This is a genomic window from Halohasta litchfieldiae (genome assembly GCF_002788215.1).
Classification (GTDB): Archaea; Halobacteriota; Halobacteria; order Halobacteriales; family Haloferacaceae; genus Halohasta; species Halohasta litchfieldiae.
This window is the reverse complement of sequence record NZ_CP024845.1, coordinates 3,134,072-3,160,766: the sequence shown is the minus strand read 5'-3', so window position 1 is coordinate 3,160,766 and position 26,695 is coordinate 3,134,072. Positions and strand designations below refer to the sequence as shown.

At 62.6% G+C, this 26,695-nt stretch carries 33 protein-coding genes; 24 read left to right on the top strand and 9 right to left on the bottom strand.

Going from position 1 to position 26,695, the window contains the following annotated elements:
• The first annotated feature begins 179 nt into the window (after nt 1–179).
• Together thsA and HALTADL_RS16060 are read left to right on the top strand one after the other, a co-directional pair.
• Nucleotides 180–1,838, top strand: coding sequence for a thermosome subunit alpha (gene thsA, locus HALTADL_RS16065; RefSeq protein WP_089671452.1), 1,659 nt, complete (start codon nt 180–182; stop codon nt 1,836–1,838).
• A 256-nt stretch (nt 1,839–2,094) separates the two neighbouring features.
• Complete coding sequence (locus HALTADL_RS16060; protein ID WP_162551744.1) at nt 2,095–3,045, top strand: hypothetical protein; 951 nt, start codon at nt 2,095–2,097, stop codon at nt 3,043–3,045.
• Here the strand turns inward: HALTADL_RS16060 and HALTADL_RS16055 are convergent.
• Nucleotides 3,042–3,881 (bottom strand): bacteriorhodopsin, encoded by an 840-nt coding sequence (locus HALTADL_RS16055; RefSeq protein WP_089671312.1) that lies wholly within the window; start codon nt 3,879–3,881, stop codon nt 3,042–3,044. The two genes, HALTADL_RS16060 and HALTADL_RS16055, sit on opposite strands and share 4 nt — an antisense overlap.
• Nucleotides 3,882–4,033: 152 nt before the next feature.
• On the opposite strand from HALTADL_RS16055, the gene HALTADL_RS16050 reads away from it, so the two are divergent.
• From HALTADL_RS16050 to HALTADL_RS16035, 4 genes are all read left to right on the top strand, one after another.
• Nucleotides 4,034–6,112, top strand: a complete 2,079-nt coding sequence (locus HALTADL_RS16050) for a bacterio-opsin activator domain-containing protein (protein WP_089671313.1) — start codon at nt 4,034–4,036, stop codon at nt 6,110–6,112.
• A gap of 79 nt (nt 6,113–6,191) precedes the next feature.
• On the top strand, nt 6,192–6,665 hold the full coding sequence (gene rimI / locus HALTADL_RS16045) for a ribosomal protein S18-alanine N-acetyltransferase (RefSeq protein WP_245708372.1): 474 nt from the start codon (nt 6,192–6,194) through the stop codon (nt 6,663–6,665).
• A gap of 53 nt (nt 6,666–6,718) precedes the next feature.
• Nucleotides 6,719–7,168, top strand: coding sequence for a DUF5810 domain-containing protein (locus HALTADL_RS16040; protein ID WP_089671314.1), 450 nt, complete (start codon nt 6,719–6,721; stop codon nt 7,166–7,168).
• A 23-nt stretch (nt 7,169–7,191) separates the two neighbouring features.
• Complete coding sequence (locus HALTADL_RS16035) at nt 7,192–7,605, top strand: DUF5809 family protein (protein ID WP_089671315.1); 414 nt, start codon at nt 7,192–7,194, stop codon at nt 7,603–7,605.
• Nucleotides 7,606–7,616: 11 nt separating this feature from the next.
• Here HALTADL_RS16035 and HALTADL_RS16030 read toward each other — a convergent pair whose 3' ends face one another.
• Nucleotides 7,617–7,844 carry a hypothetical protein gene (locus HALTADL_RS16030; protein WP_089671316.1) on the bottom strand — a complete coding sequence of 76 codons (228 nt, stop codon included), beginning with the start codon at nt 7,842–7,844 and terminating at the stop codon, nt 7,617–7,619.
• Between the two features lie 219 nt (nt 7,845–8,063).
• On the opposite strand from HALTADL_RS16030, the gene HALTADL_RS16025 reads away from it, so the two are divergent.
• The 12 genes from HALTADL_RS16025 (at nt 8,064) to HALTADL_RS15970 (ending at nt 18,156) form a co-directional block, all read left to right on the top strand.
• Nucleotides 8,064–9,293 carry a translation initiation factor IF-2 subunit gamma gene (locus HALTADL_RS16025; protein ID WP_089671317.1) on the top strand — a complete coding sequence of 410 codons (1,230 nt, stop codon included), beginning with the start codon at nt 8,064–8,066 and terminating at the stop codon, nt 9,291–9,293.
• A gap of 16 nt (nt 9,294–9,309) precedes the next feature.
• Nucleotides 9,310–9,672: a DUF188 domain-containing protein gene (locus HALTADL_RS16020; protein WP_089671454.1), complete on the top strand. Its 363-nt coding sequence runs from the start codon at nt 9,310–9,312 to the stop codon at nt 9,670–9,672.
• A gap of 1 nt (nt 9,673) precedes the next feature.
• Nucleotides 9,674–10,252, top strand: a complete 579-nt coding sequence (locus tag HALTADL_RS16015) for a DNA-directed RNA polymerase (RefSeq protein WP_089671318.1) — start codon at nt 9,674–9,676, stop codon at nt 10,250–10,252.
• A complete protein-coding gene (gene spt4, locus HALTADL_RS16010; protein WP_089671319.1) occupies nt 10,253–10,450 on the top strand; it encodes a transcription elongation factor subunit Spt4 in 198 nt (65 codons plus the stop codon).
• Between the two features lie 3 nt (nt 10,451–10,453).
• Complete coding sequence (locus tag HALTADL_RS16005) at nt 10,454–11,023, top strand: GTP-dependent dephospho-CoA kinase family protein (RefSeq protein WP_089671320.1); 570 nt, start codon at nt 10,454–10,456, stop codon at nt 11,021–11,023.
• Nucleotides 11,024–11,124: 101 nt separating this feature from the next.
• Nucleotides 11,125–11,430 carry a 30S ribosomal protein S24e gene (locus HALTADL_RS16000; protein ID WP_089671321.1) on the top strand — a complete coding sequence of 102 codons (306 nt, stop codon included), beginning with the start codon at nt 11,125–11,127 and terminating at the stop codon, nt 11,428–11,430.
• A gap of 9 nt (nt 11,431–11,439) precedes the next feature.
• On the top strand, nt 11,440–13,131 hold the full coding sequence (locus HALTADL_RS15995; protein ID WP_089671322.1) for a bifunctional N(6)-L-threonylcarbamoyladenine synthase/serine/threonine protein kinase: 1,692 nt from the start codon (nt 11,440–11,442) through the stop codon (nt 13,129–13,131).
• Between the two features lie 78 nt (nt 13,132–13,209).
• On the top strand, nt 13,210–13,620 hold the full coding sequence (locus tag HALTADL_RS15990; RefSeq protein ID WP_089671323.1) for a hypothetical protein: 411 nt from the start codon (nt 13,210–13,212) through the stop codon (nt 13,618–13,620).
• Between the two features lie 4 nt (nt 13,621–13,624).
• On the top strand, nt 13,625–16,456 hold the full coding sequence (locus HALTADL_RS15985) for a DUF3488 domain-containing protein (RefSeq protein WP_143054116.1): 2,832 nt from the start codon (nt 13,625–13,627) through the stop codon (nt 16,454–16,456).
• A 107-nt stretch (nt 16,457–16,563) separates the two neighbouring features.
• Entirely contained in the window at nt 16,564–16,848 is a 285-nt protein-coding gene (locus HALTADL_RS15980) for a DUF5808 domain-containing protein (protein ID WP_089671325.1), read from the top strand.
• Nucleotides 16,849–16,915: 67 nt separating this feature from the next.
• Entirely contained in the window at nt 16,916–17,545 is a 630-nt protein-coding gene (locus tag HALTADL_RS15975; RefSeq protein WP_089671326.1) for a non-canonical purine NTP pyrophosphatase, read from the top strand.
• Nucleotides 17,546–17,736: 191 nt separating this feature from the next.
• Complete coding sequence (locus tag HALTADL_RS15970) at nt 17,737–18,156, top strand: DoxX family protein (RefSeq protein WP_089671455.1); 420 nt, start codon at nt 17,737–17,739, stop codon at nt 18,154–18,156.
• Nucleotides 18,157–18,221: 65 nt separating this feature from the next.
• Here the strand turns inward: HALTADL_RS15970 and HALTADL_RS15965 are convergent, their stop codons facing one another.
• Complete coding sequence (locus HALTADL_RS15965; RefSeq protein ID WP_089671327.1) at nt 18,222–18,821, bottom strand: DUF7384 family protein; 600 nt, start codon at nt 18,819–18,821, stop codon at nt 18,222–18,224.
• Nucleotides 18,818–19,477 (bottom strand): potassium channel family protein, encoded by a 660-nt coding sequence (locus HALTADL_RS15960; RefSeq protein ID WP_089671328.1) that lies wholly within the window; start codon nt 19,475–19,477, stop codon nt 18,818–18,820. The genes HALTADL_RS15965 and HALTADL_RS15960 overlap by 4 nt, the downstream gene beginning before the upstream one ends.
• 120 nt (nt 19,478–19,597) lie before the next feature.
• Here HALTADL_RS15960 and HALTADL_RS15955 point away from each other — a divergent pair, with 120 nt between their 5' ends.
• On the top strand, nt 19,598–20,308 hold the full coding sequence (locus HALTADL_RS15955; protein WP_089671329.1) for a hypothetical protein: 711 nt from the start codon (nt 19,598–19,600) through the stop codon (nt 20,306–20,308).
• Between the two features lie 27 nt (nt 20,309–20,335).
• On the opposite strand, the gene HALTADL_RS15950 is transcribed toward HALTADL_RS15955, so the two are convergent.
• The 3 genes from HALTADL_RS15950 to HALTADL_RS15940 form a co-directional block, all read right to left on the bottom strand.
• Nucleotides 20,336–20,866: a PH domain-containing protein gene (locus HALTADL_RS15950; protein ID WP_089671330.1), complete on the bottom strand. Its 531-nt coding sequence runs from the start codon at nt 20,864–20,866 to the stop codon at nt 20,336–20,338.
• 69 nt (nt 20,867–20,935) lie between these two features.
• Complete coding sequence (locus HALTADL_RS15945; RefSeq protein ID WP_089671331.1) at nt 20,936–22,228, bottom strand: amidohydrolase; 1,293 nt, start codon at nt 22,226–22,228, stop codon at nt 20,936–20,938.
• 70 nt (nt 22,229–22,298) lie between these two features.
• Entirely contained in the window at nt 22,299–22,628 is a 330-nt protein-coding gene (locus HALTADL_RS15940; RefSeq protein WP_089671332.1) for an uS10/mL48 family ribosomal protein, read from the bottom strand.
• Nucleotides 22,629–22,873: 245 nt separating this feature from the next.
• On the opposite strand from HALTADL_RS15940, the gene HALTADL_RS15935 reads away from it, so the two are divergent.
• The gene (locus HALTADL_RS15935) at nt 22,874–23,317 is read left to right on the top strand and encodes a bis(5'-nucleosyl)-tetraphosphatase (protein ID WP_089671333.1); all 444 of its coding nucleotides are present in this window, start codon (nt 22,874–22,876) and stop codon (nt 23,315–23,317) included.
• Nucleotides 23,318–23,328: 11 nt separating this feature from the next.
• Nucleotides 23,329–24,324, top strand: a complete 996-nt coding sequence (locus HALTADL_RS15930) for a DUF5787 family protein (protein ID WP_089671334.1) — start codon at nt 23,329–23,331, stop codon at nt 24,322–24,324.
• A 6-nt stretch (nt 24,325–24,330) separates the two neighbouring features.
• On the opposite strand, the gene HALTADL_RS15925 is transcribed toward HALTADL_RS15930, so the two are convergent.
• Nucleotides 24,331–24,849, bottom strand: a complete 519-nt coding sequence (locus tag HALTADL_RS15925) for a DUF5797 family protein (protein ID WP_089671335.1) — start codon at nt 24,847–24,849, stop codon at nt 24,331–24,333.
• A gap of 111 nt (nt 24,850–24,960) precedes the next feature.
• On the opposite strand from HALTADL_RS15925, the gene HALTADL_RS15920 reads away from it, so the two are divergent.
• From HALTADL_RS15920 to HALTADL_RS15910, 3 genes are read left to right on the top strand one after another with little or no spacing between them, the layout of a single operon-like run.
• Nucleotides 24,961–25,218 (top strand): DUF5789 family protein, encoded by a 258-nt coding sequence (locus HALTADL_RS15920; RefSeq protein WP_089671336.1) that lies wholly within the window; start codon nt 24,961–24,963, stop codon nt 25,216–25,218.
• Between the two features lie 50 nt (nt 25,219–25,268).
• A complete protein-coding gene (locus tag HALTADL_RS15915; protein WP_089671337.1) occupies nt 25,269–25,589 on the top strand; it encodes a transcription factor S in 321 nt (106 codons plus the stop codon).
• 2 nt (nt 25,590–25,591) lie between these two features.
• Nucleotides 25,592–26,185 (top strand): hypothetical protein, encoded by a 594-nt coding sequence (locus tag HALTADL_RS15910; protein ID WP_089671338.1) that lies wholly within the window; start codon nt 25,592–25,594, stop codon nt 26,183–26,185.
• 10 nt (nt 26,186–26,195) lie between these two features.
• On the opposite strand, the gene HALTADL_RS15905 is transcribed toward HALTADL_RS15910, so the two are convergent.
• On the bottom strand, nt 26,196–26,678 hold the full coding sequence (locus HALTADL_RS15905; RefSeq protein ID WP_089671339.1) for a hypothetical protein: 483 nt from the start codon (nt 26,676–26,678) through the stop codon (nt 26,196–26,198).
• Nucleotides 26,679–26,695: the final 17 nt, after the last annotated feature.

Sequence of the window (26,695 nt, the reverse complement as noted above, 5' to 3'; positions counted from 1 at the left end):
CGTCACTGACTGATCCGACTGCTGTACTCATATATAAAATACGTCATTGACACGCAATAACATGGATAAATCCGTCCGACGGGGGCGGTCTCACTGAACCACACGCAAAAGGCTTATATAGAATCACAAACAATCACGAGGTGATTATGTCTCAGCGACAACGCATGGGTAACCAGCCGATGATCGTACTTTCCGAGGACAGTCAGCGAACCTCCGGAAAGGACGCGCAGTCTATGAATATCACAGCCGGCAAGGCAGTCGCCGAGTCCGTGCGAACCACCCTCGGTCCAAAGGGTATGGACAAGATGCTCGTCGACAACGGCGGCTCCGTGGTCGTCACCAACGACGGTGTCACCATCCTCAAAGAGATGGACATCGACCACCCCGCCGCGAATATGATCGTCGAAGTCTCCGAAACACAGGAGACCGAAGTCGGCGACGGCACCACCTCCGCAGTCGTCATCGCCGGTGAGCTCCTCGATCAGGCCGAGGAACTCATCGATCAGGATATCCACGCGACCACCGTCGCGCAGGGATACCGACAGGCCGCCGAAAAAGCCAAAGAGATTCTTGAAGCCGAGGCCATCGAGGTCTCGCCGGACGACCGCGAAACGCTCATCAACATTGCCGAGACCGCAATGACCGGCAAGGGCGCAGAAGGGTCGAAAGACCTGCTCGCCGAACTCGTCGTCGACGCCGTCCTCGCAGTCCAGGACGACGACGGCATCGACCTCGACAACATCAACGTCGAAACCGTCGTCGGTGGCTCCATCGACAACGCAGAGCTCGTCGAGGGTGTCATCGTCGGCAAAGAGCGCGTCGACGAGAACATGCCGTACTTCGCCGAGGACGCCAACATTGCCGTCTTCGACGGCGCCTTCGAGATCGCCGAGACCGAGATCGACGCCGAGGTCAACGTCACTGATCCATCGCAGCTCCAAGAGTTCATAGACGAAGAGGAAAAACAGCTCAAGGAAATGGTCGACCAGCTCGTCGCAGCCGACGTCGACGTCGTCTTCGTTGGCGACGGCATCGACGACATGGCCAAACACTACCTCGCCCAAGAGGGCATCATCGCGGCCCGACGCGTCAAAAGCTCCGAGCTGACCGCCGTTGCTCGCGCAACCGGTGCTCGCGTCGTCGCAAACCTCGATGATCTCTCCGAAGACGATCTCGGCTTCGCTGGCAGTGTCGCCCAGAAGGACATCGGCGGCGACCAGCGAATCTTCGTCGAAGATGTCGAAGACGCCAAAAGCGTCAGCCTGATCGTCCGCGGTGGCACCGAACACGTCGTCGACGAGATCGAGCGCGCCATCGACGACTCGCTCGGTGTCGTCCGGTCGACGCTGCTGGAGGGCCACGTCCTCCCCGGTGGCGGCGCACCCGAAGCAGAGCTGGCACTCCAGCTTCGTGACTTCGCCGATTCGGTCGGAGGCCGCGAGCAGCTCGCAGTCGAAGCCTTCGCTGAGGCACTCGAAGTCATCCCACGCACGCTCGCCGAGAACGCTGGACTCGACACGATTGATTCCCTCGTCGAACTCCGTTCGCAGCACGATAGCGGCGAGTTCGGTGCCGGTCTCGACGCCTACACGGGCGACGTGATCGACATGGAAGCAGAGGGTGTCGTCGAACCGCTGCAGGTCAAAACGCAGGCCATCGAGTCCGCGACCGAGGCCGCAGTGATGATCCTCCGGATCGACGACGTGATCGCCGCTGGCGACCTCGCAGGCGGACAGGTCGGCGACGACGATGACGACGGACCGGACATGCCCGGCGGCGGAATGGGCGGCGGCATGGGCGGCATGGGCGGTATGGGTGGCATGGGCGGCGCAATGTAAACGTCGGCCATTAGCCTACTTACACTCTAATCGACCCACTGCTGATCCACCGCTGTACCGCTGTCGACCATCGATCCCAACGCCTGTTCATCGGCCCACGCCGGATCGATCTCTTCATTTTTCAGTGATCCGACACCGACTGGTACGTAGCTGATTCGCCGATGGTAAACAGTGATTTGAGCGAGTCGACCGTCGCTCTAGTACTATAATGTATTATGATGCAAGACTCTCGCGTCCGGACACCGGCGCGCTCTCGTTGACTACGACTCTCACGACCGAGTACTGGGTTGTCGACGAGGCCGGGCACCTCGCCGATCCGGATCTGATCGCGGGACTGCCGGGAGCCGCGGGGACAGCCTCGCCGTACAGCGTTGCTGTCGAAACCCCACCCTGTGAACGCTGTGTCGAACTGGAGGCGGCACTCGACGCCCGGCTTGCGGCGACCGTCGAGGCCGCCCACGACCGGAGCTGTCGACTGCTCGGACTCGGGCTCCGGCCGGATCTGTTAACTGAGTCGGCCTCCCCGGTGACCGACCAGCCGCCGGTGGCCACGGCCGGCACACGGGTCAGTTTCGAACCCGATCCTGCGGCGTCGACCGACCTGTATAACGTGTTGTTGGCGCTCGATCCAGCCTTCGTGTTGGTGAACACGACCAGTCGGGCCGCCGATGGTCAGCAGTATGCCTGTGGTCGACCCTCGCTGTATCACCGTGGTTCCATCGCTCAGTATCGTTTCGGTGACGTGGCAGTGGGGGGCCCGTCGTCGAACGACACTGCCACAGCAGCCACCGACTCATCGACCGACTGGCAGCCGGTCGCCCTCTTGGATGACGGGTCGCGGGTCGAGTGGCGGTCGCTGGACCCGACGACGCCGACGCTGCTGGTCGACCTGATCGCAGATATCAAAACGATCCTACAGCAGGCCCGTCACCACCGACTCAGTGTCGACTCGTTCGGCAACGGGTTCCATGGCGACCGGCTGGTGTTGCCGAACGAGGAGTGGCGGGCGATCTACGCGCAAGAAGCCGTCGAAAAGGGGCTGTCTTCGCTGCTGGTGCGGGCGTACCTCGAACGGCTCGGCGTCGACACGGGCTGGTATCTGGCTGCCACACCGCCGACAGTCAGTGCTGCGGCCGATATGTCGATGGTCTGTCGACAGCATGCTGCCCATCTCGAAGCCGATATCGGTGCCCGACAGACGAGCTAATCGTCAGCGGCCGCCGTCGACGATTCGATACCGGTTGTCGTCAGTGCACCGATGGTGCCCTCATGGGCGGCAACCCAGCGCAGCAGGAGGAACGCGAAGACGTACTTCGCTCCGATATCCAGCAGGCTGTAGGCCCACGACGTGATCGCCACATCGAGGACCGCAAAGCCCTCCGCGCCGAGGGCCCAGAAGAGCGGATAGCCGAACCACAGCACGACAGTCAGGCTTTTTAACGTGCCGAAGATGTCGGCTGTGCCAGCAATCTCAGCGTCTTTGGGCCACTCCACGAGCAGGACGTAGAGCACAGCCACGAAAAACGCACAGCTAATCAGATACCAGAACCACCGCAGGGCGTACGAGGAGGTGGTCAACGCCGCCGCAAGCCCGGTGATACACATTCCGATGTCCATCACAAGCGCGGTGAAGATTTTCGTCAGGTTCGATCCCGCAAGGAGCCCTAAGGCCAGCAGGATCATCGGCGTCGACAGTGCCCATGTGAGATATCGCCCCCACATAGTCAGGACCTCCTCGCCCGCAAGCGCGTGGCCTGCTGGCATCTCTAGGACGCTGATCGTGAGACCGGATACCAGCCCCAGATAGCTCGACAGCGAGACCAGTGGCACCATCAGCGTCGACACGAAGATCAACTGTGCCCGTGGCTCCTCGACGTTGCGTCCGAGATAGACGAAAAACAGGATCGACAGCCCCGCCAGCGCGATGTTGGCCCAAAACGAGAGGTTCAACAGCAGGTTGTCTTGAACCAGTTGATACACCTCCGGCTGTGTGAGTTCGCCCCCTGTCTGTGCGAGGAGGTCGACTCCTGCAGTTGCTATCATAGTCCGAACAAATAATCGACAGTTGCTGTCAAAAGCACACACCCTGACTAGTAAGCATCGTTGCCAGTAGTACTCCGCAGGCTGTCTAAACAGTACATATATAGTTTTATTTGGCGGAAATATTTTATACGCCTACGTGCAACCTAGTAGTCATGACAGCCCCGCGAGTTCTGCTGGTGTATCCAGCCGAGGGGGGCAGTCGGCTCAAGGATGCCTTCGAGACCGCCGGCTGTCGGGTACAGCAGGTAGCGACGGCGACGGAGGCTCTCGCAACGCTGTCGACCGAGAGGTGGGACTGCTTGGTCAGCGAGTTCGAGTTGCCGGGTGATGACGGCCTTGCGCTACGGTCGGCTGTCCGCCAACTCGACCCCGAACTCCCGTTCATCCTGTTTACTGCAAGCGACGCTATCGAGGAGTCGGTGGTCGACGCCGAGTACGACAGCTACGTCCGGAAAAACGGCGCGGCGTCGGTCGACCGACTCGTGAGCGAGGTGACGGCGACCCAGCCCACCGCGGCGTTGACAGCCTCCCAACAGGACGTCTCCAGCGCCGAACCTTCTCCCGATGAACTCGTCAGGACGATGGATACGGCCCCGATTGGAATCAGCCTCAGCAATCCATCACTGACCGATTACCCCCTCGTCTACGTCAACGACGCGTGGGAGGAGCTGACAGGGTACGAGGCCGCGGACCTGCTCGGCCGGAACCCGCGGCTGTTGCAGGGTCCGAACACCGACCCCGAGACCGTCGACCGACTCTCCGAGGCGATTGCCAACGAGGAGCCAGTGAGCGTCGAGATCCGCAACTATCGACGGGACGGGAAACCGTTTTGGAACGAACTCACCATTGCGCCGATCTACGACGACGGCGGCGACCTCCTCTACTACGTTGGCTTCCAGATCGATGTCACCGACCGCCGGGAGGCCGAACAGCTCGCGACAGAGCGGGCCGAAACGCTCGAATCGGAACGACGCACGCTCCGGCGGGTGCTCGACCGAGTCAACGGACTGCTCCGGGAGGTGTCGGGCGTGCTCGTCGAGTCGACCGAGCGTCGAGAGATCGAACACCGGGTCTGCGAAACGATTGCGGCCGAAGAGGGCTACCTGGGTGGCTGGATCGGCACGGTCAGCTCCGATGGGACCGATCTCCGGCTGTCGGCCACGAAGGGGCTGCCAACCGAGATTCCGGAGACGGTTCCCATCGCGGCGCTTCCAGCCGCAGTCGGCGACGCCGTCGACACTGACGCCTGCCACCTATGTTCGGTCGACGATGCGGAGGCTGAACCCGAGGGGCAATCCGAGACTGGTCTCGATCCGTCGACTGTCGGTGGGCGTCGACTGCTGGTCGTCCCGCTCTGCGACGATGAACGACGGTATGGCGTGCTCGGGGTGTACGGCATCGACGCTGCGGCCCTCGACACACGGGAACAGGAACTGTTTGACTCACTCGGGAAGATGATCGCAAACGGACTCCACGCGGTCGAAACCACCCGTATTCTGACGACCGACGACGTCACCGAACTCCGGATCGAGATCCGGGACCCGTCGTTTCGGCTCGCCCAGATCGCCGCAGTGATCGGCAGTCCGGTCGAACGCTGTGGGACAACCACCACGGCCAGCGGCGACTACGAGCTGTATCTGACAACCGACGCTGCCGACGCCGTAGACTCCACTGAGGCTGGTGACGCCGTCGACGCCGTGGATACCCCTGAGGCCGCGGCCACCGTGGACGTCGACCCCGAGGCACTCATATCGCTATCGTTTATTCAGGCTGCACGGGTAGTCTCCAAGACCGACAGTGAGCTGACGCTGTCGGTCACGATGGCACAGCTCCCGCCCGACGACGAGTTGGCCGCCTTCGGGGCTGTCGTCACCGACACGACCGCTACAGCCGACGGTGGGACACTAACAGTCGAAGCACCGCCCGAACAGGACGTGCGCCCACTGCTTGAGACGCTTCAGTCGCAGTATGACACCGTCGACCTCCGGGCCAAAACCGAGCGAGAACGGCGGGAGCAGCGACCCACTGAGTTCAGGGCTGTCGTCGACGAGCACCTCACCGAGCGACAGACGGCTGCCCTCGAAGCGGCCCACCTCAACGATTACTTCGAGTCGCCCCGCCCGGTCGACGGCGAAACGATTGCCGAGACGATGGATATTACGCGACAGACGTTCCACCAGCATCTCCGCGCGGCCGAGCGGAAACTGGTCGCGGCCTACGTTGACGCGTAATCCGATCACGCCGTGAACGAGTGGGGCTGTCGGAACGCGGGCGCGCAGTGCTTTTCATTACCCAGTGTGTACGGTCGCTGTGGATAGTCGTTCGGCGGTCGACACCGAGGACATCGGGGTCCGGCAAGCCACGCGTGCGGACCTCCTCGCAATCTCGCGGCTCGAAAAAACAGTGTTCGACGAGCCGTGGTCCTACTCGGCGTTCGAGGGATTTCTCGACGAACCGGCGTTTCTGCTCGCGGAGGTCGACGGCGAACTGTTGGGCTACATCGTCGCCGACTGGATGCCGAACTCCGGCCGGGAGCTGGGCCATGTCAAGGATCTCGCGGTCCATCCCGATGGTCGACGGAACGGCGTGGGTCGACTCCTGTTGCGCCATGCCGTCTCCCGCCTGCTAGTCAGGGGCGTCAGCCGAATCAAACTCGAAGTTCGGGCGGGCAACACCGCTGCCCAACGCCTGTACGCCGACGAAGGGTTCGAAACCGTCCGGCGGGTGCCGCGCTACTACAGCGACGGCGAGGCTGCGCTGATTCTCGTTTATACGCCGGAGTGAACACCACGTTTCGGACCACCGGCGTTTTACTCATCGCGCCCCTATCGCCGGCAATGGGGTATCTGTGTCCGGTCTGTGAGGAGCCGTTCGGTGATGAAGCCCAGTGTGCCAACCATCTCGCAGTGACGGCGATTCTCCACGGCGAGGCCCACGACCAGTGGCTCGCCGAGGCAGTCGACGAGCGAGACGATGGCACTGACGACTGGGAGTCGGTGCCACGCGCCGATCTCGCGGCAATCGTCGCAGAACGCGCCGCGGAGACCACCGACCACGACCATCCCGGCGACCATACCCATCCAGTCGACAATGGTGGTGACCAGCCAGTCGACAACGCTGGTGAGCAGCAGCAACCCGGCCAGCCAGCGATCACAGAATCACCCGGAGAGACCGAGGCCTTGGATGCCGACGCACAATCCATTCTCAACGAGGCCCGGGAGCTGACCCGAAAGATGCAACAGCGTGGTCCCGACGCCGACACCGAGGACGAAAGCAAAGAAACCTAACGGGTCGCCACAGTGTCGACGCCATGCACACCGAAGGCGTCTCCGAACCCGAGACGGTCGAAGCCGCACGGGAAGCCTACGAAACCGCCGGTCCAGCCGCCCAGATCGTCGTCAAGGAGGCCACGAAGGCCATGGAGTTCGACAACGCGGAGTACGACGAGCGCGTCACCGGCGCGGTGATCGAAACCGCCCGGGATGCGCTGTTTGCCTCTCTTTTAAAAGTCTACCACGGCTCTCAGGCCGAGTTCGAGGAGTGGTGCGAAAATCGGCAGGACAGCGTCGACCTTGTCGGGAGTGACGACGTAGAGTCGGTCGTCTGGCATCCAGTCGCGATAGACAAAACAGTTGTCGCCGCCAGCTATCAGGCCGAGCCGGAGGCGGCCGCCGCAACCGTCCGCCGCCGAGCGTTCGGTCGACACTACCGCGAGCAGTTCTGAGCGTCGGATCGCTACGCTTCGTAAAACGTTTTTCCGACTGTTTCCGATTCGATAGCCCAGCCGTCGGCCGGCTCGTCGGCCTCCGGCTTGTAGTAGCGCGTCGACTCGTGGCCGTCGGGAGCGGCATCACTCATATAGGCGAGTTCCGTGATCTCGATCCAGTTGCTCCCGTCGGCTGGCTCGGCGTCGACTATCTCCGTAATCTCCCCGTCGTCGGCTGTCTGAATCCATCGTGCCATCTTCGTCCACAGTATCGAAGTCATGACCTATTAGTGAATCGCGGTATTGCGCGAACGCCTCACAGTCGCTACAGAATATTGACCAGTCGACACGCCTATTGATTGTCAGCCCGCAGTCGACACCGATCACGTCACGGTGTGACGAGACGCCGGGAGAACAGCAACTTTATCAGTCGTTCGGGGCGAATTTTTCACAAGATTACTCTGAGGAGGTCAAAGGTGACACAAGAGACAACACAACCGGAGGTGAACATCGGACTCGTCGGCCACGTCGACCACGGAAAGACGACGCTCGTCCAAGCGTTGAGCGGTTCGTGGACCGATCAGCACTCTGAGGAGATGAAGCGCGGTATCTCCATCAGGCTGGGGTATGCGGACGCAACGTTCCGCCAATGCCCGGGCGTCGAGGAGCCCGACTGTTACACCGTCGAGGAGGAATGTGAAGATGGAACACCGAGCGAGCGACTTCGAACGGTCTCGTTCGTCGACGCGCCCGGCCACGAAACGCTGATGGCAACGATGCTGGCGGGGGCCTCGCTGATGGACGGCGCGGTGCTCGTGATCTCTGCGACCGAGGACGTCCCCCAGTCGCAGACCGAAGAGCATCTGATGGCGCTCGACATCATCGGCATCGAGAACATCGTCATCGCCCAGAACAAAGTCGACCTCGTGGATCGCGACCGCGCGGTCGACAACTACGAGCAGATCCAGGAGTTCGTCGAGGGCACCGTCGCCGAGGACGCCCCAATCGTCCCGATCAGCGCTCAGCAGGAGGTCAACATGGATCTCCTGATCGGCGCCATCGAGGAGACGATTCCGACGCCCGAACGAACCGAAGGCGAGGACGCCCGGATGTACGTCGCGCGGAGTTTCGACATCAACCGTCCCGGCACCACGTGGGAGAACCTCTCAGGTGGCGTCATTGGCGGCAGTCTCGTCGACGGCGAGTTCGAGAACGGCGACGACATCCAACTCCGACCCGGCCGCGAGGTCGACGAGGAGGGCCAAACCGAGTGGCGGTCGATTGAAACGTCGATCCGGTCGCTACAGGCCGGCAGCGAGAACGTCGACTCGGTGACGCCCGGCGGACTGATCGGTGTCGGTACCGGTCTTGACCCAAGCTTCGCAAAGGGCGATGCGCTCGGCGGACAGGTCGCCGGGACGCCCGGCAGTCTGCCACCGACGCGGGAAGCCTTCGAGATGGACGTTGAACTGCTGGACCGCGTCGTTGGCGAAAACGACGAAGTCGAAGAGATCTCGACCGGTGAGCCGCTGATGCTCACCGTCGGCACCGCGACGACAGTCGGTGCGGTGACGAGTGCGCGCTCCGGCGAGTGTGAGGTCAAACTCAAACGACCAGTGTGTGCGCCAGCCGGAGCCAAAATTGCCATCAACCGCCGAGTCGGCGCGCGATGGCGACTGATCGGCGTTGGCACGCTGACGGAGTAAGATGACACGCGTTGGCATGGATACGAACGCGCTGATGATGCCGGTCGAACTCGGGATTCGCGTCTTCGAGGAGGTCGACCGGCTGTTCGACGAGACCGAATGTCTCGTTCCAGAGGCTGTCGTCGACGAACTCGACGACCTTTCGTCGGGCCACGGTGAGGCCGCAACCGCCGCCAGCGTGGGAAAAGATCTTGCCAATCGATGTCGTGTAGTCGAAACGAATGCGTCGTACGCTGACGATGCGATTGTCGAACTCGCCACGGAGGGCGAGTTCGACGCCGTCGTCACGAATGACCGCCCCTTGCGCGACCGCCTGCTGTCCCGCGGTGTTCGCGTCGTCGGTGTCCGGGGAAACAGACTCGGGATAACAGAACCATAATATGTACAAACGGGTACGACTCAAAGATACGGTTGAAGTGCCGCCACGTCAGTTGGCGGATGTAAGTCCACAGCGGGTCAAACACCTGCTGCAGGACAAACTAGAAGGACGGATGGACGAGGATGTCGGCAGTGTCGTCAGTATCGCCGAGGTACACGACATCGGGGAGGGCACGGTGCTCCCCAATCGGCCCGGCGTCTACTACGAAGCGGAGTTCGACGCGATCACGTTCGACCCCGACATGCAGGAGGTCGTCGACGGCACGGTCGTCGAGGTCGTCGAATTCGGTGCCTTCGTCGGGATTGGTCCGGTCGACGGACTGCTCCACGTCTCCCAGATTTCGGACGAATACCTCGCCTTCGATGGCGAGAACCAGCAGCTCGCCTCGACGGAGTCCAACCAGACGCTCGGCGTCGACGATCCCGTCCGCGTGCGGGTCGTCACAAAGAGCATCGACGAACGGAATCCCCGAGATTCAAAAATCGGCCTGACGGCCAAACAGCCGGGGCTGGGCAAACACGAGTGGCTCGAATCTGACCGCAGTAAACGCACCCAAGAAGCCACTTCGGAGGGAACCTAGATGGCCAAATCGCGACTCGCCTGCCGGGAGTGTCACTACGTCAACGAGGCTGACCTCCAGAACTGTCAGAGCTGTGGATCCTCGAGCCTGACCGAAGACTGGGCGGGCTACGTTATCATTCCACATCCCGAACAGAGCGAGATCGCAACCGAAATGAACGTCACCGAACCCGGTAGCTACGCGCTGAAGGTCCGGTAGTTTGTGATTACCCTCCCCGACTCGCTCCGCAGTGCGTTCAAAGAGCCGTTCGGTCCCGTCTACACGGACACCGAGCAGCTACTGGCGGCAGTTCGGGAGGCCGGTGTTGAGGCTGATACGACAGACGATTCTGCGGCCCCACTCATTGCTGTCGGCGATGTCGTTACCTACCACCTACTGGAGGCTGGTCGACAGCCCGACGTGGCGGTGATCGACGGGAAAACCGAACGCGAGGCAGTCGACGCGGAGATCGAAGCCGCCCTTGCCGATCCCGACACCGAGACGTGCCGGGTGACAAACCCACCGGCCGAACTCTCCAAAGCGATGCTACTCGCGCTCCGGGAGGCGATCAGGAATCCCGAGCCGGTGACAATTATCGTCGACGGCGAGGAGGATCTGGCGACGCTCCCGGCGATTGTGCTCGCTCCGGTGGGCGCAAGCGTGATCTACGGCCAACCCGGTACAGGGATGGTCCACGTTACGGTCACCGAGTCCGAGATCGACAACGCGCGTCGACTGCTCGAACAGTTCGATGGCGACACCGACGGCGCGATGGAGTTACTGATCACGTGAGCCCCATACGACCCCATTGAGTCGCCGTGAGACCCCCTGCCGTCGACGCAGGGCTTCGAAATCCTTTTACAGCGTTCCCGAGGAGTTATGAGCAACTGACCATGGACGTCACTATCATCTCCGAGGAGGAGAACCCGATGCTGCACCGCACCGACATCCGATTCGAAACGGTCCACAACGAGACCACACCGTCACGCCTGTCGGTCCGCGACAGCCTCGCGGCCAAACTCGACAAGGGCTCCGACGAGGTCGTCGTCCACGAACTCGACACCGCCTTCGGCATGCGGAAAACCGTCGGCTACGCCAAGGTCTACGATTCGGCCGAGTTCGCCCGTGACGTCGAGCAGGACCACATGCTCGACCGCAACAAGATCGACGAGACCGAAGCCGAAGCAGAGGAAGCCTAACGCGACGCAATGCGCGTTCTCGGCATCGAGGGGACCGCGTGGGCCGCAAGCGCCGCCCTCTACGACGATGCCGAGGATACTGTTTTCATCGAGAGCGATCCCTACCAACCCGACAGCGGCGGCATTCACCCGCGTGAGGCCGCCGAACACATGGGCGAGGCGATCCCACAGGTCATCCAGCGAGTGCTGAACCACGCCGCCGAGACGGCCGACGGCGAGGGACGGGCGGTCGACGCCGCGCCCAATGAGTACGGAATCGACGCCGTCGCCTTTTCGCGTGGGCCGGGACTCGGTCCCTGCCTCCGGACGGTCGGCACTGCCGCCCGCGCGGCGGCCCAGAGCCTCGGCGTCCCGCTTGTCGGCGTCAACCATATGGTCGCCCATTTGGAGATCGGTCGACACCAATCGGGCTTCGACTCGCCGGTCTGCCTCAACGCCTCGGGCGCGAACGCCCACCTGCTGGGCTTCCACAACGGTCGGTACCGCGTGCTCGGCGAAACGATGGATACCGGCGTCGGCAACGCCTTAGACAAGTTCACGCGGCATATCGGCTGGAGCCATCCCGGCGGCCCAAAGGTCGAAGAAGCCGCCGATGACGGCGAGTTCATCGATCTCCCGTACGTCGTCAAGGGGATGGATTTCTCCTTTTCTGGAATTATGAGCGCGGCCAAACAGGCCGCCGATGACGGCGAAGCTATCGAGGACATCTGTTTCTCGCTTCAGGAACACGTCTTCGGAATGCTAACCGAAGTTGCCGAGCGCGCGCTGTCGCTGACAGCCACCGACGAACTCGTGCTCGGCGGTGGAGTTGGGCAAAACGAGCGGCTCCAAGAGATGCTCCGAACGATGTGCGCCGAGCGTGGTGCCGACTTTCACGTGCCTGAGCCGCGATTCCTCCGGGACAACGCCGGGATGATCGCCGTATTGGGGGCCAAACAGTTCGCCGTCGGTGATACCCTCGCCATCGAGGCGTCGACGGTCGACCCTAACTTCCGACCAGATCAAGTGCCAGTGACGTGGCGGGTCGACGAGCAGTCGGTGGCTCGTGGGCTTGGCGCGACAACCGCGAGTGACGGGACGACCACCACCGCGAGTGACGAGACCACGACCCAGCGCGGCGCGGAGGCAGTCGTCGACGTTCTCGACCCTGCCGAAGCGGGGCTGAGCCTGCCGGCTCGCTGTGTCCGCAAGCGCCGAGTGCCGAAAGCCTATCGCCATCCCCTGTTGGACGAGACGCTGCGGGCCGAGCGCACGACCGCCGAGGCGCGGCTCACTTCGCAGGCCCGGCGGGCAGGGGTACCGACACCGCTCGTCTGGGATGTCGACCCCGAGGAGTCGACGATCTGGTTCCAACACGTCGGCACGAGCGACCTTGCGGCCGATCTCACCATCGAGCCAGTGCGAGCGGTCGGCCAATCGCTGGCCACGATTCACGAGGCCGGATTCGTTCACGGCGATCCGACGACCCGGAACGTCAGAATCGGCGACCGGACGTGGCTCATCGATTTCGGTCTCGGCTTTTATACCGGCCACGTCGAGGACCACGCGATGGATCTCCACGTCTTCCGGCAGAGCCTCGAAGCCACTGCCGACGATCCAGCACCGCTCTGTGAGGCGGTGATGGCGGGCTACAGCGAGGTTGGCCGTAGCGAGGTCGTCGACCGACTCGCAACCATCGAAGACCGCGGCCGATACCAGTAGCTGTCTGTGGCTCGAAACCAGTATCAGATCCGATTCTTAGTAGCCGACGCTTAAGCCAGTCGACCACACTCGTCCCCTATGGTCCGCCATCCGATTTCCCGCCGGTCGCTGTTGGCCACAACCGCGGCCGGTGTCGCGGGGCTGGCTGGCTGCACCAGCGCCGGCGAGGGAGACTGTCGGACTGCGTTCGACGGGATCGCAACGGTCGACATCAGCAGTATGGAGATCTACGATATCGAGGCCGCGGCGGGCCAGCGACTGTATCTCAACTTTCGACGACTCGACGGGCCGCGAGCCAGTCTCAGTGTATTCGGACCGAACGAGGAGTCGCTACTGCGTCTCCAGAACGTCGACCGGCTCGAACGCGTCTTCGAGGTCAGCGAGCCGGGAACGTACTCGGTGGTAACGCGCAACGAGTCGACCGACGGCAGCGGTCGGTGGGAGACGACAGTCACAGTCTACCGTGGCTGGTGTGGAGACGTTTTTTGACACCATGAGCAGGCTCCTCGACGGACTGATCTGGGCGCTCGTCGGCCTCATCACCGCCGGGCTTGTTCGGCTGACGATGCCACGAAACACGGTTTTCGTGCTCGGCCTCCTTGCCGGCGTCGCAGTTGGCAGCCTCTATGCGGCCAACACGCGGCTCTCGCGGCCGACGCTGTCGACGCTCGTCGTCACGCTGTCGACGGGTCTCATCATCGCCACCGTCTCGGTCGTCATTGTGTCGACGCGATGGCTCCCATCGATCTGGACGGTAACCCTCGGTTACGCCATCGGGATCGTCGCCACGTGGCTGTTGGTGAGCGGGCTTGCGCTCGATGATCTGGGCGGGTTCGCCGCCATCGCCGGACTCCTGCTGGCGGTGATCGGCGGCGCGGCCGGACTGCTGGTGGTCGACGATTCACTGCTGTTTCTCGCCGTGCTGTTCGGCGGGCTGGTGGCTGGCCTGCTCGTCCCGCTCAGCGGGCTCGTCTTCGGTTTCGTTCGGTCGACATCGGGCGGTCCGCAGCGATCAAAAGACGCCGAACGCATCGAGCCAGCCACGCGGTTCGGCATCGAGGCCACGGCGATTGCGGGGTTAGCGGTGGGAGTCCCGTTCGGTTCGCGGGCGGTCGCGCTGTTCGGCTCCGGCGGACTCGACGCGTTCCCGATTGGGGTCGGCTGTGGCGCACTGTACAGTCTCGGACTCTGGGCGGTCAGTGGCGGCCGCTCCGAGCGGGTCAGTCGACTCCGTGATCGGTTCGTCGAGCGCGTCTATCGGCTGCTCAATCGGATCGAGGACTGGCTCGACCGCCGTCGACCCGATGGCCCACAACAGGACTCCGAGTCGGGCGACGGCGAAGGCCAAAGCGAGGAGACCGCCGCCGCAGACGACGCCGACTCGGTCGCGGCGGCCAGTCGACTCATCGAGGGAGTCGCCACCGATTTCGCTGACCGCGAGTTGGTGATCAAAGCCGCCGAAGAGTTAGAGAATCTCACCGCGACCAATAGCGGACTGCGCGACCGGATTTCCACGCTCTGGATCCGGTTCAGCGGCACGCTCTCCCGGGAGACGCTCAACGCCGGGATGGCACTCCAGCTTTCGGCGGCCGAAGAGGCTCGCCAGCGCGGCGACACCGAGCGCGCCGAATCGTTGACCGACACCGCCTTGCAACTGGCTGCACCGACAATCGGCTCGGTGGCCTCGGCCATCCTCCGCGGTCGACGCAACGGAGTTGATACCATCTTCGACACACTGGCACCGCTGTTCGCACGAATCGACAGCCTGCTCGGCGAGGAGCGGCGTCCGGTCGACGACGATGATCCCGAAGGGTTTCAGCTGATCCAGCAGCTACTCGAACGGCTCATCGACGAGGAATCCGGTGAGGGGTTCGACACCGCCTTATCGCGGATTCGGGCCGCGGCCGCCGACGGCTGGTACTCGGTGCAGGCGGGCGATCAGGCCCTCTCAGCCGGCAACTACCAGCGCGCGCTGGTCGCCTATCTCGCCGCGATCAAAGCCTACCGTCAGGCCTACGACATCGCCGACGACTCCGCCAAGACCGCGACGAGCAAGCACGCCCAGCCCGACGACGCCAGCGATACCGACAGTTCGACCAACGAGGAGGGAGGTGTCACGGCGAGCGCCGAGACATACGCTTCGGAGACCAGTCGACTCGGGACGGCCATCGAGGCGATCTGCCACGATACAGCCGCCGCAGTGATCGCGGCCACCAACGACCTCTACGGCGAACAACCGCCGCCGACCGTCGACACCGATGCCCGCCGAACCATCGTCCGGAGCCTGCGCACGCTCCGGCAGACTCGCACCCGGATCGATGCAGCCGTCCCGCCGGTCGACCTCGCCGACGACCGCTACCAGCAGGCCGAGATCGCCCGGTCGATTGCCCGGCTTCGTCGACACCTTGAGACGGCCGACGAGGCCGCGACCGCCGGCAACGTCGACGCAGCCGTCGACCAGTACGAACGGGTCGCCGACCGCCTCGACGTACTCAGCAACCGAGCTGGAACCAATGGGCTGACCGACCTCGCACGGTCGCTGACTAAGACCGCGGTCGACATCGCCGGGCTTGCCAAGGAGCCAACGCCGGAGGCGGTTACCAACCGACCGGAGCTAACGGTGCCATTACCGAATGACCGGCGAGCACCCGAGGTTGCCCCGGCCGGGCGGCGGCTCCGGCGGACGTTCTGTGCGCCCGCGTTCGTCGACCTCTGGGCGTTCACCGAGGCGGCGGCTGACCACGCGCTGCTGGACATCGCTGGCCCGCCGTATCCGGATCTGATTGGTTCGGTCGGGATCGCGATCTCGGGACTCGACCCACTGTACACCGAGCCGGACGTCGACTCGCTGCTCCAGTGGGTCTCGGAAATCTCGCTTGAGGCGCTGTCGACAGCCGTCGAGACCGCCTCGAAGAGTCACAGCAGGATGGTCGAGACCGACCCCTCGCCTCCACCGGTATTCCGGGAGCCACCGACAGTGCTTCGTGAGGAGTCGGCCGCCTCGGTGTCGACCGCCGAGGGTGTCGCGGCGTTCAGCGAGGCGTGGCTCTCGCGGGCGACCGCGCTGGTCGAAGCCAAAGAAACTATTGAGCGACAGCAGTCGGCGGTCGACGGGTTTGCCGCACTCGAACCAAACGTGCGAAAGACGCTTCAGCGGGACGGCCAACTCGACTCCTCGCAGGTCAACGCTGAACTGCTCGTGGTTGCGGCTCACCATCTCTCGGGTGTCGAGTACGATCCCGACGCGGAGACCCTAATAAAAACGGGGACGATATCGCGGCGCACACCGGCGTCCCCGGATGAGGAGCCACGGACTCCGAACTGAGTCTTCGATTGGAGTGAGGCTGTGATTGACCCGATTTCGCAGAGCGACATCGACACGTGACTGTCTGAAGGCGAATTTTCATTACGGCGAAGCCTGTAGAGACGTGTATGGTAGACAAACCAGACTCCGGTGAGATCTTCGGGATTCCGTACAACTTCGAACGGCCCTCGATTGGGCGGATGTTGTCGTCGTACTTCCAGCCCGGCGAGGGCATGTTGGTCAAAAAGCCGTTCGGCATCGGCTACACGATCAACCTCGCCAGCTGGCGGTCGTGGGTCGTCCTCGGCGTCGCGGGCGCGCTGCTCTATCAGGAACGACGCTCCGGCTCGGCCGACGAGGCCGACGCGGAGACCGACGTCGACGAGCCCGTCGAAGTCATCGTCGAAGACTGAACTGACCTGTTTTCACCGTTCTCAGCCGAACCGACGACACTTTGGCCCGTCGACCGAACCGACGACTATGCTTCACTACGTGACGACCAACCCCGGCAAACTCCACGAGGCCCGGGCGTATTTGGGCGACGACACGGTCGACGGCTACGACTACGACTACACCGAGATCCAAAGCGAATCGCTGGAAACCATCGCCGCTGAGGGAGCACGGGAAGCCTACCGCGAGGTCGGCGGCCCGGTGATCGTCGACGACTCGGGCCTGTTTATCAACGCCTTCGACGGGTTCCCGGGTCCCTACTCCTCGTATGTCGAGTCGAAACTCGGCATCGAGAACGTGTGGGAACTGGGGAAGACGGTCGACGACCGCGCGGCGTCGTTCCGGTGTATCCTCGCTTACTGCGACGGCGAGCCGGTTGCGGCTTCGCCCGATCCAGTCGACCGGGATGACCGCGCGGCCGCTGCTGCCGCTGGTGCTGGCGAAAGATATCAGGACGACGAACCACTACCCGTAAAACTGTTCGTCGGCTCGGTTCGCGGTACGCTGGTCGCCCCACGCGGCGACGGCGGCTTCGGCTACGACCCGATCTTCGAACACGACGGCTCAACGTTCGCCGAACGCAGCTCCGAGGAGAAAAACGCCCTCTCACACCGCGGCCGGGCGCTGGCGAAGTTCGCCGACTGGTTCGACCAGCGGTAGGTCGACGCCATGGCGTTCGACCAACGATAGTCGACACCATGGGTGGGTGACACAGGTGTTACTAGGTTACCTTTGTGTCCAATAAATGATATATGGGCATAGCGTGTAGGAACCACCGTGATGCAACGACGTTCATTTGCCGGGCAGTATCGTTCACAAGCAACCGCGGTCGTTGAGGTGGGTGCCTAATGGTGTTCGACGCAGCGGGCGCAGGCGAGCTGTTCCTGATTGCACGGCTGCTGTTCGGTGGCGTCATGGCCTTTACCGGACTGAACCACTTCTCGGACGTCGACGGGATGGCGGGCTACGCCGAGTTCAAGGGCCTGCCAGCCCCGCGTGCCTCGGTGCTGCTGAGCGGCGGGCTGCTGATCTTCGGCGGGCTCTCGCTCATCGCGGGCGTGTACGCCGTGATCGGTGCGGGCGCACTCGCCGTCTTCCTCGTCGCCTCCGGGGTCGCGATGCACGACTTCTGGGCCGTCGACGAAGACGAAAAGCAGAGTGAGATGAACAGCTTCCTGAAAAATATCTACGGTGCCGGTGCTGCAGTCGCCTTCCTCGTCGTCGCCACCGTGCCGTGGCCCTACGCAGTCAACATCGGCCTCGGCCTGTAGACTGACGCCGATTTCCCCGACGTTCACACACTCCTTGCTTTTCGAGCGCTCCAAACTCGACAGCTCTAGGCTCGCGGATCGCGGTCGGGACCGGGATACTCGCCCGACAGTTCGGCCTCATAGAGGCTCTCGGGATCGAACAGCAGTCCAAAGGCGTCCGGCTGGCGGACGCTGACCGGAAACCGGTTGTGGAGGGCTGCGCCCGTCGACGAATCGGTCAACGACTCATCAAACGACAGCAGATGCATCGCCCCGCCGCGGTAGGCCGAGGCGAGGGCGGGATGATCTCCCGGAGGTTGGTCGACCGGGTCGCGCCACCGTTCGATACACGCCCGCCAGTCGACGGCCAGCGACTCGTCGGCGATCGCCTCGATGATGGCCTCGGTGTCGTCAAGAAGCTGATCGCTGGCGACCAGTGTCGTCCACGAATGCTGGCGAAGGGAATCGAGCGCCCGTCTGGCGTCGCCGTCTATACAGCAGTCGGCGGCCAACACGTCGGCATCGGCGACGACGCGTGCCGGACTCGGCTCGGGTGGCTCGCTCGCGGTCGACTCGCTGTCGCCGCTTTCGGCGGCTTTGCTACTGCGATGGGCCGCGAGTGCCGACCGAATCTCGTCGACCGTCACATCGTCGGGAGCTTGAGCGAAGCAGTCGACCCAACTCATTCGTCACCGAGCAGAATGGATTCAACCTCGTCGATTGACTCCTGTTCGGTGACGAGCGCCAGCCGGTCGCCAGCACTGACTGTCGTTGTGGGGAGGGGAATCGTCATGGGCTTGGAGTCCGCACCGTGGGCATAGAGGCGTGCAGTCGCCGGGAGTTCGATCTCCGAGATGCGGCTTCCGATCACCGGCGACTCGTGGTCGACCGTAAACACGGTCAGCTGGAGCTGTTCGGTCAGGTCACCGATAGCGTTGAGGCTCCCGCCAAGGAGGGCAGTTTTGGCACCCGCTGCGCCGAGCCGCTGGGGATAGATTACCTCGTCGCAGTCGGTGACGTAAGTCTCGTAGACGTCGGTGCTCACGTCCTCACTGATTCGCATCACGGTCCGGCAGCCGTACTCCTTCCCGATGAGACAGATTTTGTGATTGATGTCGACGTCGCCCGTGATCCCGCCGAGGGCGTCGGCGGTCTCGATGCCTGCCTCGATGAGAACGTCCTCGTCGGTGCCGTCGCCCTCGACGACGGTGAGTCCCTGCTCACGGGCCCGTTCGACTTTGAGGTGATTGTTGTCGACCACCATGACGTCGTACCCCTCTTCGGCGAGCACACGGGCGGTGCGGGACCCAACACGACCGTAACCTACGACAATGATTTGCATACCACACCGTACAACCGTCGAGCGCAAAAAGGTGTGTCCTCGTTTCTCCAGCCGTGGATTCGTCCCGAACTGGCGGTTCGGTCCCTGATTTTATATTACTCGCCGACATGTGTTCGGTGTATGCACTCGGCGCTCGGTCCCCTGATCAGACAGCGTCTCTCGGTCAGTGGCATACTCAAATGGACACTGGTTCTCGGCGGGATCTTCGCCGTCACGCGCAACGCAGCACTCGTCGTGGGCCTTCTGACTGCCGCAGTGATTACCGAGACAGTCGAGGTTCTCAACGCCGTTCCGGGCGTCGACGAGCGATGGGTGAAGGCAGGCTTTTCGGTCGTCTTTCTGGGGTTGAGTTGCTTCTGGCTCTGGGCCGACCTCCAGACACCGACGCGTGACTACACCGTGTGGTTCCCCATACTGGCGGTTGTCGGTGGGTTGTGGCTGCTGTTGGATACCCGTGCGGACTTCGTTCAGGGCCACCAGTTTGGCGTCGCTGAGACAGTCGACGCCGCCGACGATCTGAGCAGTCGCGAGGCTATGCTGCTCATCCAACACACGAGTCTCGTTGCCGACCATCTCGGTGACCGGCCGAAAACCATCCCCGAACTCGCTACGGAGTGCGATCTGACCGAGTCGCGGGTTCGGGAGGCCATCGAGATCGCAGGTGACGATGGAACCATCTACCCGACTGGGGAGTCGACCGACAACGGCCAGCCGCGGTACACGTTGGATGATCGGAAGATGGGAGTCAGCGGCTTTGGTCGATTGGCTGCCGGTGGCCTCTCCGGGATCGTTCGCCGAGCGGTCCGCCCCTTCGTCAGCCAGTTCTCATAATCGCTGATTGCTGGTGTCTCGGCTCGGCTACAGACTCTCCTGCGGTTGGTTGTCAGGTCGATGCAGTTGCTCCGAAAGCGTCTGATTGACCTGCGAAGGATTCGGCACGTCCTTGAGTTCGATATTCAGCGTGTCCGAGCCTGCAGTAAAGGCAACCACGTCACCGTACCCCAGTAATCGTTCGCGGACCGACTGGCTGAGCGTCGTGTTCTGAACCCGCGCGAGCCGGATTTGGTCGACATCCAGCGAGACGAACCCCCGTTTGATGTAGATCACCTCCGAGGTGATGACATACACTACCCGATACCAGTTCGCCAGGACAACGGCGAAGATAGACAGCGCCGCCAGCAGTGGCAGGACACGGACAACCGGTGGCAACGGCTGACTCAGTACAGACCCGAGCAGTGACACACCGAAGGCAGCGAGACCGCCGACGAGGGCCGCCCCGAGTAGCTGTGGCGCAACCGTAAACAGGGATGGTCGACCGGTCCACTCGATGGTTTCGCCCTCGGTCAGTGTGAGCCAGTTGGTCGACTGGAGGCGGTGGGATGCGGCCATCTAATCTCGGTTTGGTCTCACTGGTCTTCCGTGTTCGTACCGTCCGGATCGCTAACTGATCGTGTCCGTCTACACCGGATCGGCTGCTGCAATCTCACCGATTGCGGCCGACAGCACGTCGACCGCGATGCCAATATCCCGTTCGTCGACGTCGAACGTCGGCGTATGATGGCCGCCGGGGTGGTCGGTGCCGACACCGACGTAGGTTGCCAGCCCGCCCTGATTTTGGACGTGTTGCATGAGGAAGGTGGCGTCCTCACTGCCGCCGAGACTGTCGCGTTCGAGCACGTCGTCGACACCTGCGGTTTGCCGAGCCACGTCGCCAACGATGTCGACCAACTGCTGGTCGCTTTCGGCGCTCGGAGCCTCACCCAACATCTGGATATCGGCCGTACAGTCGTGCATCTCGGCGGCCGAATCCAGGATACGCTGGGCGTGATCCCACATATAACTCATCAGCTCGGTGGTTTCGCCGCGGACTTCGCCCTTTATAAATGCGTGTTCGGGGACGATGTTGTCGGCGGTCCCCCCGCCGACGTGGCCCGCGTTGACGCGGGTTTCGCCCGCGGAGTGTCGGGGGATACCATAGAGGTTCTGGACTGCTGCGGCCATCGCTTGGACCGCGTTCGCACCGGATTCGGGACGGGCTCCGGCGTGGGCCGACTCGCCGGAGAAGTCGACGCGGAACTGCGTGACCGCCAGAAAGTCATCGATACCGGCGACGACCTGTCCGGAGGGATGGTCGAGCCCGATGTGGAGCGCGAGCAGGTGGTCGACGTCGTCGATGATCCCCGATTCGGCCATCGGTTTCGCGCCGGAGATCTGTTCTTCGCTCGGCTGGAAGATGATTTTAAACGTGCCCGAAAAGTCGCTGTCGAGGATTTGATCGAGGACGCCGAGGCCGATGGTTGCGTGGGCGTCGTGGCCGCAGGCGTGCATGTAGCCCTCGTTTTCGGATCTGAATCCCTCATCGACAGGCACGTGGCCCGCGTCGTCGGCTTCGAGGATTGGAAGCGCGTCGATGTCGACCCGGAGGGCGATGGTCGGCCCGGGGCCGCGGTCGACGACCGCGACTGCGCCGGTGAAACTCTCGCTGATCTCATCGAGGATCGTGCCGTTGGCTCCGGCTTCGCGGGCGCGGTTCAGCCACTTAGTCCGGGTCGATTCGTCGGGGACGTTGAGTCGCTGGTCGGCGGCGTGGATCTCCCGACCGTAGTGGAGTTCGTCAATCGGGCGGGTGCGTAGCTCCTCAATCAGCCGGGCAGTGGTATAAAATTCACACCACGCTGGCTCGGGGTGGCGGTGGAGATCGCGGCGCAGCGACCGGAGATCATCGTCAGTTTGGACTGCAGAATCGGTCATAGCCGATGGAGACGACCGAAGAAAATAAAGCTAGATGTACGCAGTCGACGTTCGACTCGATTTGGTTCGATCAGTTCTTGTGGCCGAGTGGTTTCTTCTGTTCGACTTCGATTTCAACGTGGATCGAGTCAGGGAACTCCATATGGCCGACTTTGTTGGCGATGTGGTCTGCGCCGTGGATGTCGACCCGCCGCTCGTAGACGGCATAGGTCCAGTTGGAGAACGTATCTCCGGGCTGAAGGGTCTGATACTGGGGGACGTTGTGCTGTTCGACTGGGGAGGTGTGGGGGCCTTTACATTGGCCGCCCTTCCGCTCGACCATCTCTTTGAGCGAGGAGACGGTATCTTCAAGCACTGCCCGGTCGCCCGACTGAAACGTGAGTTTTGTGACGAACGTCATGGTGACTACAGCCCAGTGTGGCCGCGAACACTAAAAACGCATCTACCGCTTGCCGGACTGTGAGACTCTCCCACGAGCGACGGTGTCGACCACCAGTAATGGGTGACTGACTGGCAGTAATACGTGACTACCAGTCCGTAGTGGTCGACTACTGACAGTGGTTTCGGGAGAATCGTGGTACTCACGGGTGTCGACTGGTATATCCTCCGACACCCTCTTAACATGCGGTCGCATACCGGTTGCTAATGACGGTTGAGGCAACCAGTGCTGGTGCAATCCTCTTCCGCGACACCCGCGGCCGACGGGAGTATTTGCTCCTCAAAAGCCGTCCGGGGGACTGGGAGTTCCCCAAAGGCGGGGTCGAAGGGAAAGAGGAGCTCCAGCAGACGGCGATTCGAGAGGTATCAGAGGAGGCCGGTATCGAGGAGTTTCGACTCATCAACGGCTTTCGCAAGGACTACGACTACGTGTTTCAGGCCAACGGGAAGACCATCCACAAGACGGTCCACCTGTTTATCGCCCACTCCTTCGAGGCAAGCGCCGAGCTCTCGAAGGAACACCGCGATCTCCAGTGGCGTGACTACGAGCAGGCGCTCAACACGATCACCCAAGACGGTCCCCGTGAGATCCTCGAAGACGCCCACGAGTACTTAGAGGAACTCAAAGACGACGACGGCGAGTACATCTGAGCGAGGCGACCGTGTCGACTGGTCGCTCGGAGTTCGTCTACGAACTACAGGTCTGTCGGTGGGCCGAACTCGCATGGCCACCCGAAGAGCCAACGCCACCGGCCTACCTCGTCGCCCGCCAACTCGGCACGAAGCAGCGACGCTGGGATACGGTCGTCATCGAAGCCGACCCTGAGGGGTTGGCCGCCCGTCGACAGTTCGGTGAACAGGAACTCGATGCTGACCTGCTTCACGTCGTCCGCCACGCTCCCGCCGACTGGGCGTTTTATCGCGACGCACTACCCAAACCTGACTACCCGTGGCGCTACGTCCGAGAGTCGATTCACCGGGCCGACGACCGCGGCATCGTCCAGACGCGCCGCAACGGCAATCGAATCGAGATCAAGCAAATTGCGCCGTATCCCGACTGGCTCGGTCGACTCATCGCCATCGAAAACAAGCCGGATCTCGACGCCAGCGCGGCCCGCCAACTGGCCGATCAACTTGAGCACGACGTAGCGGCTGGACTGGCCGACGAGGTCTGGGTCGCCACCGCAAAAACGGGTCGACGGGTCGAACCAGCCCTGCTCGAATCGCTCCCGGTCGAAGCCGGGATTCTGACCACCGATTTCGAGGGTGGTGTCGACGCCGAGTCGGCCAGCATCGAATGGTATCCAACGCGGCTTCAGGCTGATGAGGACCGCCACGACCGGCGGCTCGAACTCGCCGAACGGGCCTACGGCCGGGGGTGGCGTAACTACGAGCGAACGATGCGACCTGACTGTCGACACTTCCAGCTTCGCCCCGCCGGACGCGCTCTTCTCCCGTGGTGCGAAGCCAAACAGTGCCATCAGTCGTCGACGGTCTGTGGGAGTTCCTGCGACGAGTTCGAACCGGAGCCACCCACATGGCGGACCCGCGGCTGGCCAATCGAAGGCGGTCCCGGTAAGGGACTCAAACGGCTTCTTAAAAGTCGGGCTGAGCAGTATAATCACGTCGGTGCGTCGGGCCTCAACGCTGAGGAGTAACTGCCTCTATTCGTCGTCTGTGGTTTCGACGTCGACCGCATCTCGGTCGACACAGAGCCGGAAGGTTGGGACCGTTCGGTAGATCACTTCGACCACGCCTTTTCGTTTGAGGCTCTGAAGGGCGCGTCGCACCTCGCCAGCCTCGGGTTCGACATCGTAGGCCTCCCGGAGGGCGTTGAGCACGCTAACGACACTCTGTGAGCGGTCGTCAGGACCGGCGACGGTGTCGAACACCTTGGCCTCTAGGGGGGAGACGCGGATCGAACTCGGCGGCTCGTCGGTGCCTTGGCCCTCGGTTGGGGGTTCGACACCGGGTTCGACGCCCGTGAGGTCGACGGCCTCGGCCGTAGAGCGGATGAGGCTGTTGTCGTCCCGGAAGTAGTACTCCTTGAGGTGGCCTTCGAGATACTGGTGGACCTCACTGCCGCTGTCGAGCCCCCAGCGGTCCTGTAGCTCCTTGTTCTTCGTTGGCTGGAGTTCGACGATGTCTCCCAGCCGATCTAACTCGTCGTCCGTGAGGCTCATCGACCGATTGTTATTCCTCGCCATATATCGGGGTTCCGGGTTCGACTCGCTGTCGGACCTGTCAGGAAACCCTCCAGAGCGGCTAAGTCGTGTGGAACCGTTATAGATGCTGTGACAGACCGTATCAAAATCAATCGCGTCAAAAACGTGCTCGGACGAATCGACTACCCCACAGGGAGGGATGAGGCCGCCAGCGCGTTCGCTGACGTGACGCTGGTATTTGCCGACGGCCAGACGAACCTCGGCGAGTTGATCGCCCAAGCCGACCGAAATCGGTTCGACTCGGTCGACGACCTCGATACCGAACTCAACAACGTGATGCCCATCGAAGCAGTCGGCGAGCCCGGCCAGTCCGATGGCGACGCCTGACTGCTGGGAATCCCGGCGTTTAAGTGTGCCAGCCGTCTTTCGATTCGCTAATGGAGTTTTGTGACGACTGCGGTTCGATGATGAAGACGGAGGGCGACCACTGGGTTTGTGGGTCCTGTGAGTTCGAAAAGCCACGCGACGAAAAACAGGAACAGGCGATGACGACCACACAGGGCCAGGTCAGCACCGAGATCGTCGACGTCAGTGACGCCGAGGATCAGGGGCTGCCAAGCACGAAAGCCCAATGCCCGAAATGTGACAACGACAAGGCTTACTGGTATATGCAGCAGATCCGGGCGGCCGACGAGAGCGAAACGCGATTCTTCATCTGTACAGAGTGCGAACACAAGTGGCGTGAGGACGACCACTAGGCATGACAATCCCGCCGCCGTCGGTTCCGGAGTCGCAGTTGGTCGACTGGCGGCAGACCGAGCAGATCGTGCAGACCCCGTTTTCGACACCGATTGTGTCCGTGGTGGCCCATACCTGTGTGTACGATGCCGACCACCAGGAGCTTCGGGCGTCGACCGGGATCGACGAGCCATGGCGGTTCTTTTTCGCCAGTCGAATCCGACTTGATCCACCGAAGCGACCCTCCTCACTTTTGACCGCGCTTGTTCGACGAAAAGTCAGCGCCACGTTCGTCGACCGGCTCTCCGAACGCGGCTTCGAGCAGATACGCAAATCTGGCACGGAGCAGGTCACAATCGGCGACAATGAGGGAGTTCGGTATCGGTATCGAGCGCGCTGTCGACTGATGGTCGAGTCCACCACGCTCGAACTCCCGGTCGAGGGCTATCTCGCGGTCTGGGCCGACGAGGAGTACCACGTTGCCGGTGGCGCATTTCCGGCCGGTCGACCGACGCGTGGCTCGCCGGAACTCGCCTCGAAGCTCGCTGAACACATCGATCCGGCCGCCGCCCGCGAGGAACTGTTGGCGTTGATCGAGGGCTGTGGCGAGCAGTAAACGGAGTCGCTTACTCTTCAGTACTGCTGTCGGTCGACTCGGTCGAACAGGACCCACCGCTTACGTCGGTGAGGATCGAGAGGTCGCCCTCACGAGTGACCATCACGACGAGGTCGATACAGTCACGCTCCGGGAGTTGTGTTGAGGAGAACTGGGCCCGCGTGTCGTTGTCGAGACGGACGATCAACTGAAAAGAGCCTGGGTCGGTCGGCCAGTCGCCACTGAGCGTGAGACTGCTGTCGTTCCCGCCGTTTGCGGCCAGTTCGTGTGTCCGCCAGTACTCGTTTTCACCGTCCCACTCGATGAATATGTCGAGCGTATGGGACTGGTCGTTGAGGTTCTCCAGCGAAATCGACTCCAACACCGGTCCAGTCGCCTGCGATGAATCACCCTCGGCGTCAGCCGTGTTCTCCGCTCCCGAACAGCCCGCAATCCCGGCCACCGTGGTCGCCCCGCCAATCGCAAGCAGTTGACGGCGTGTGTATGCAGTCATTACTACTGGTTCACAAA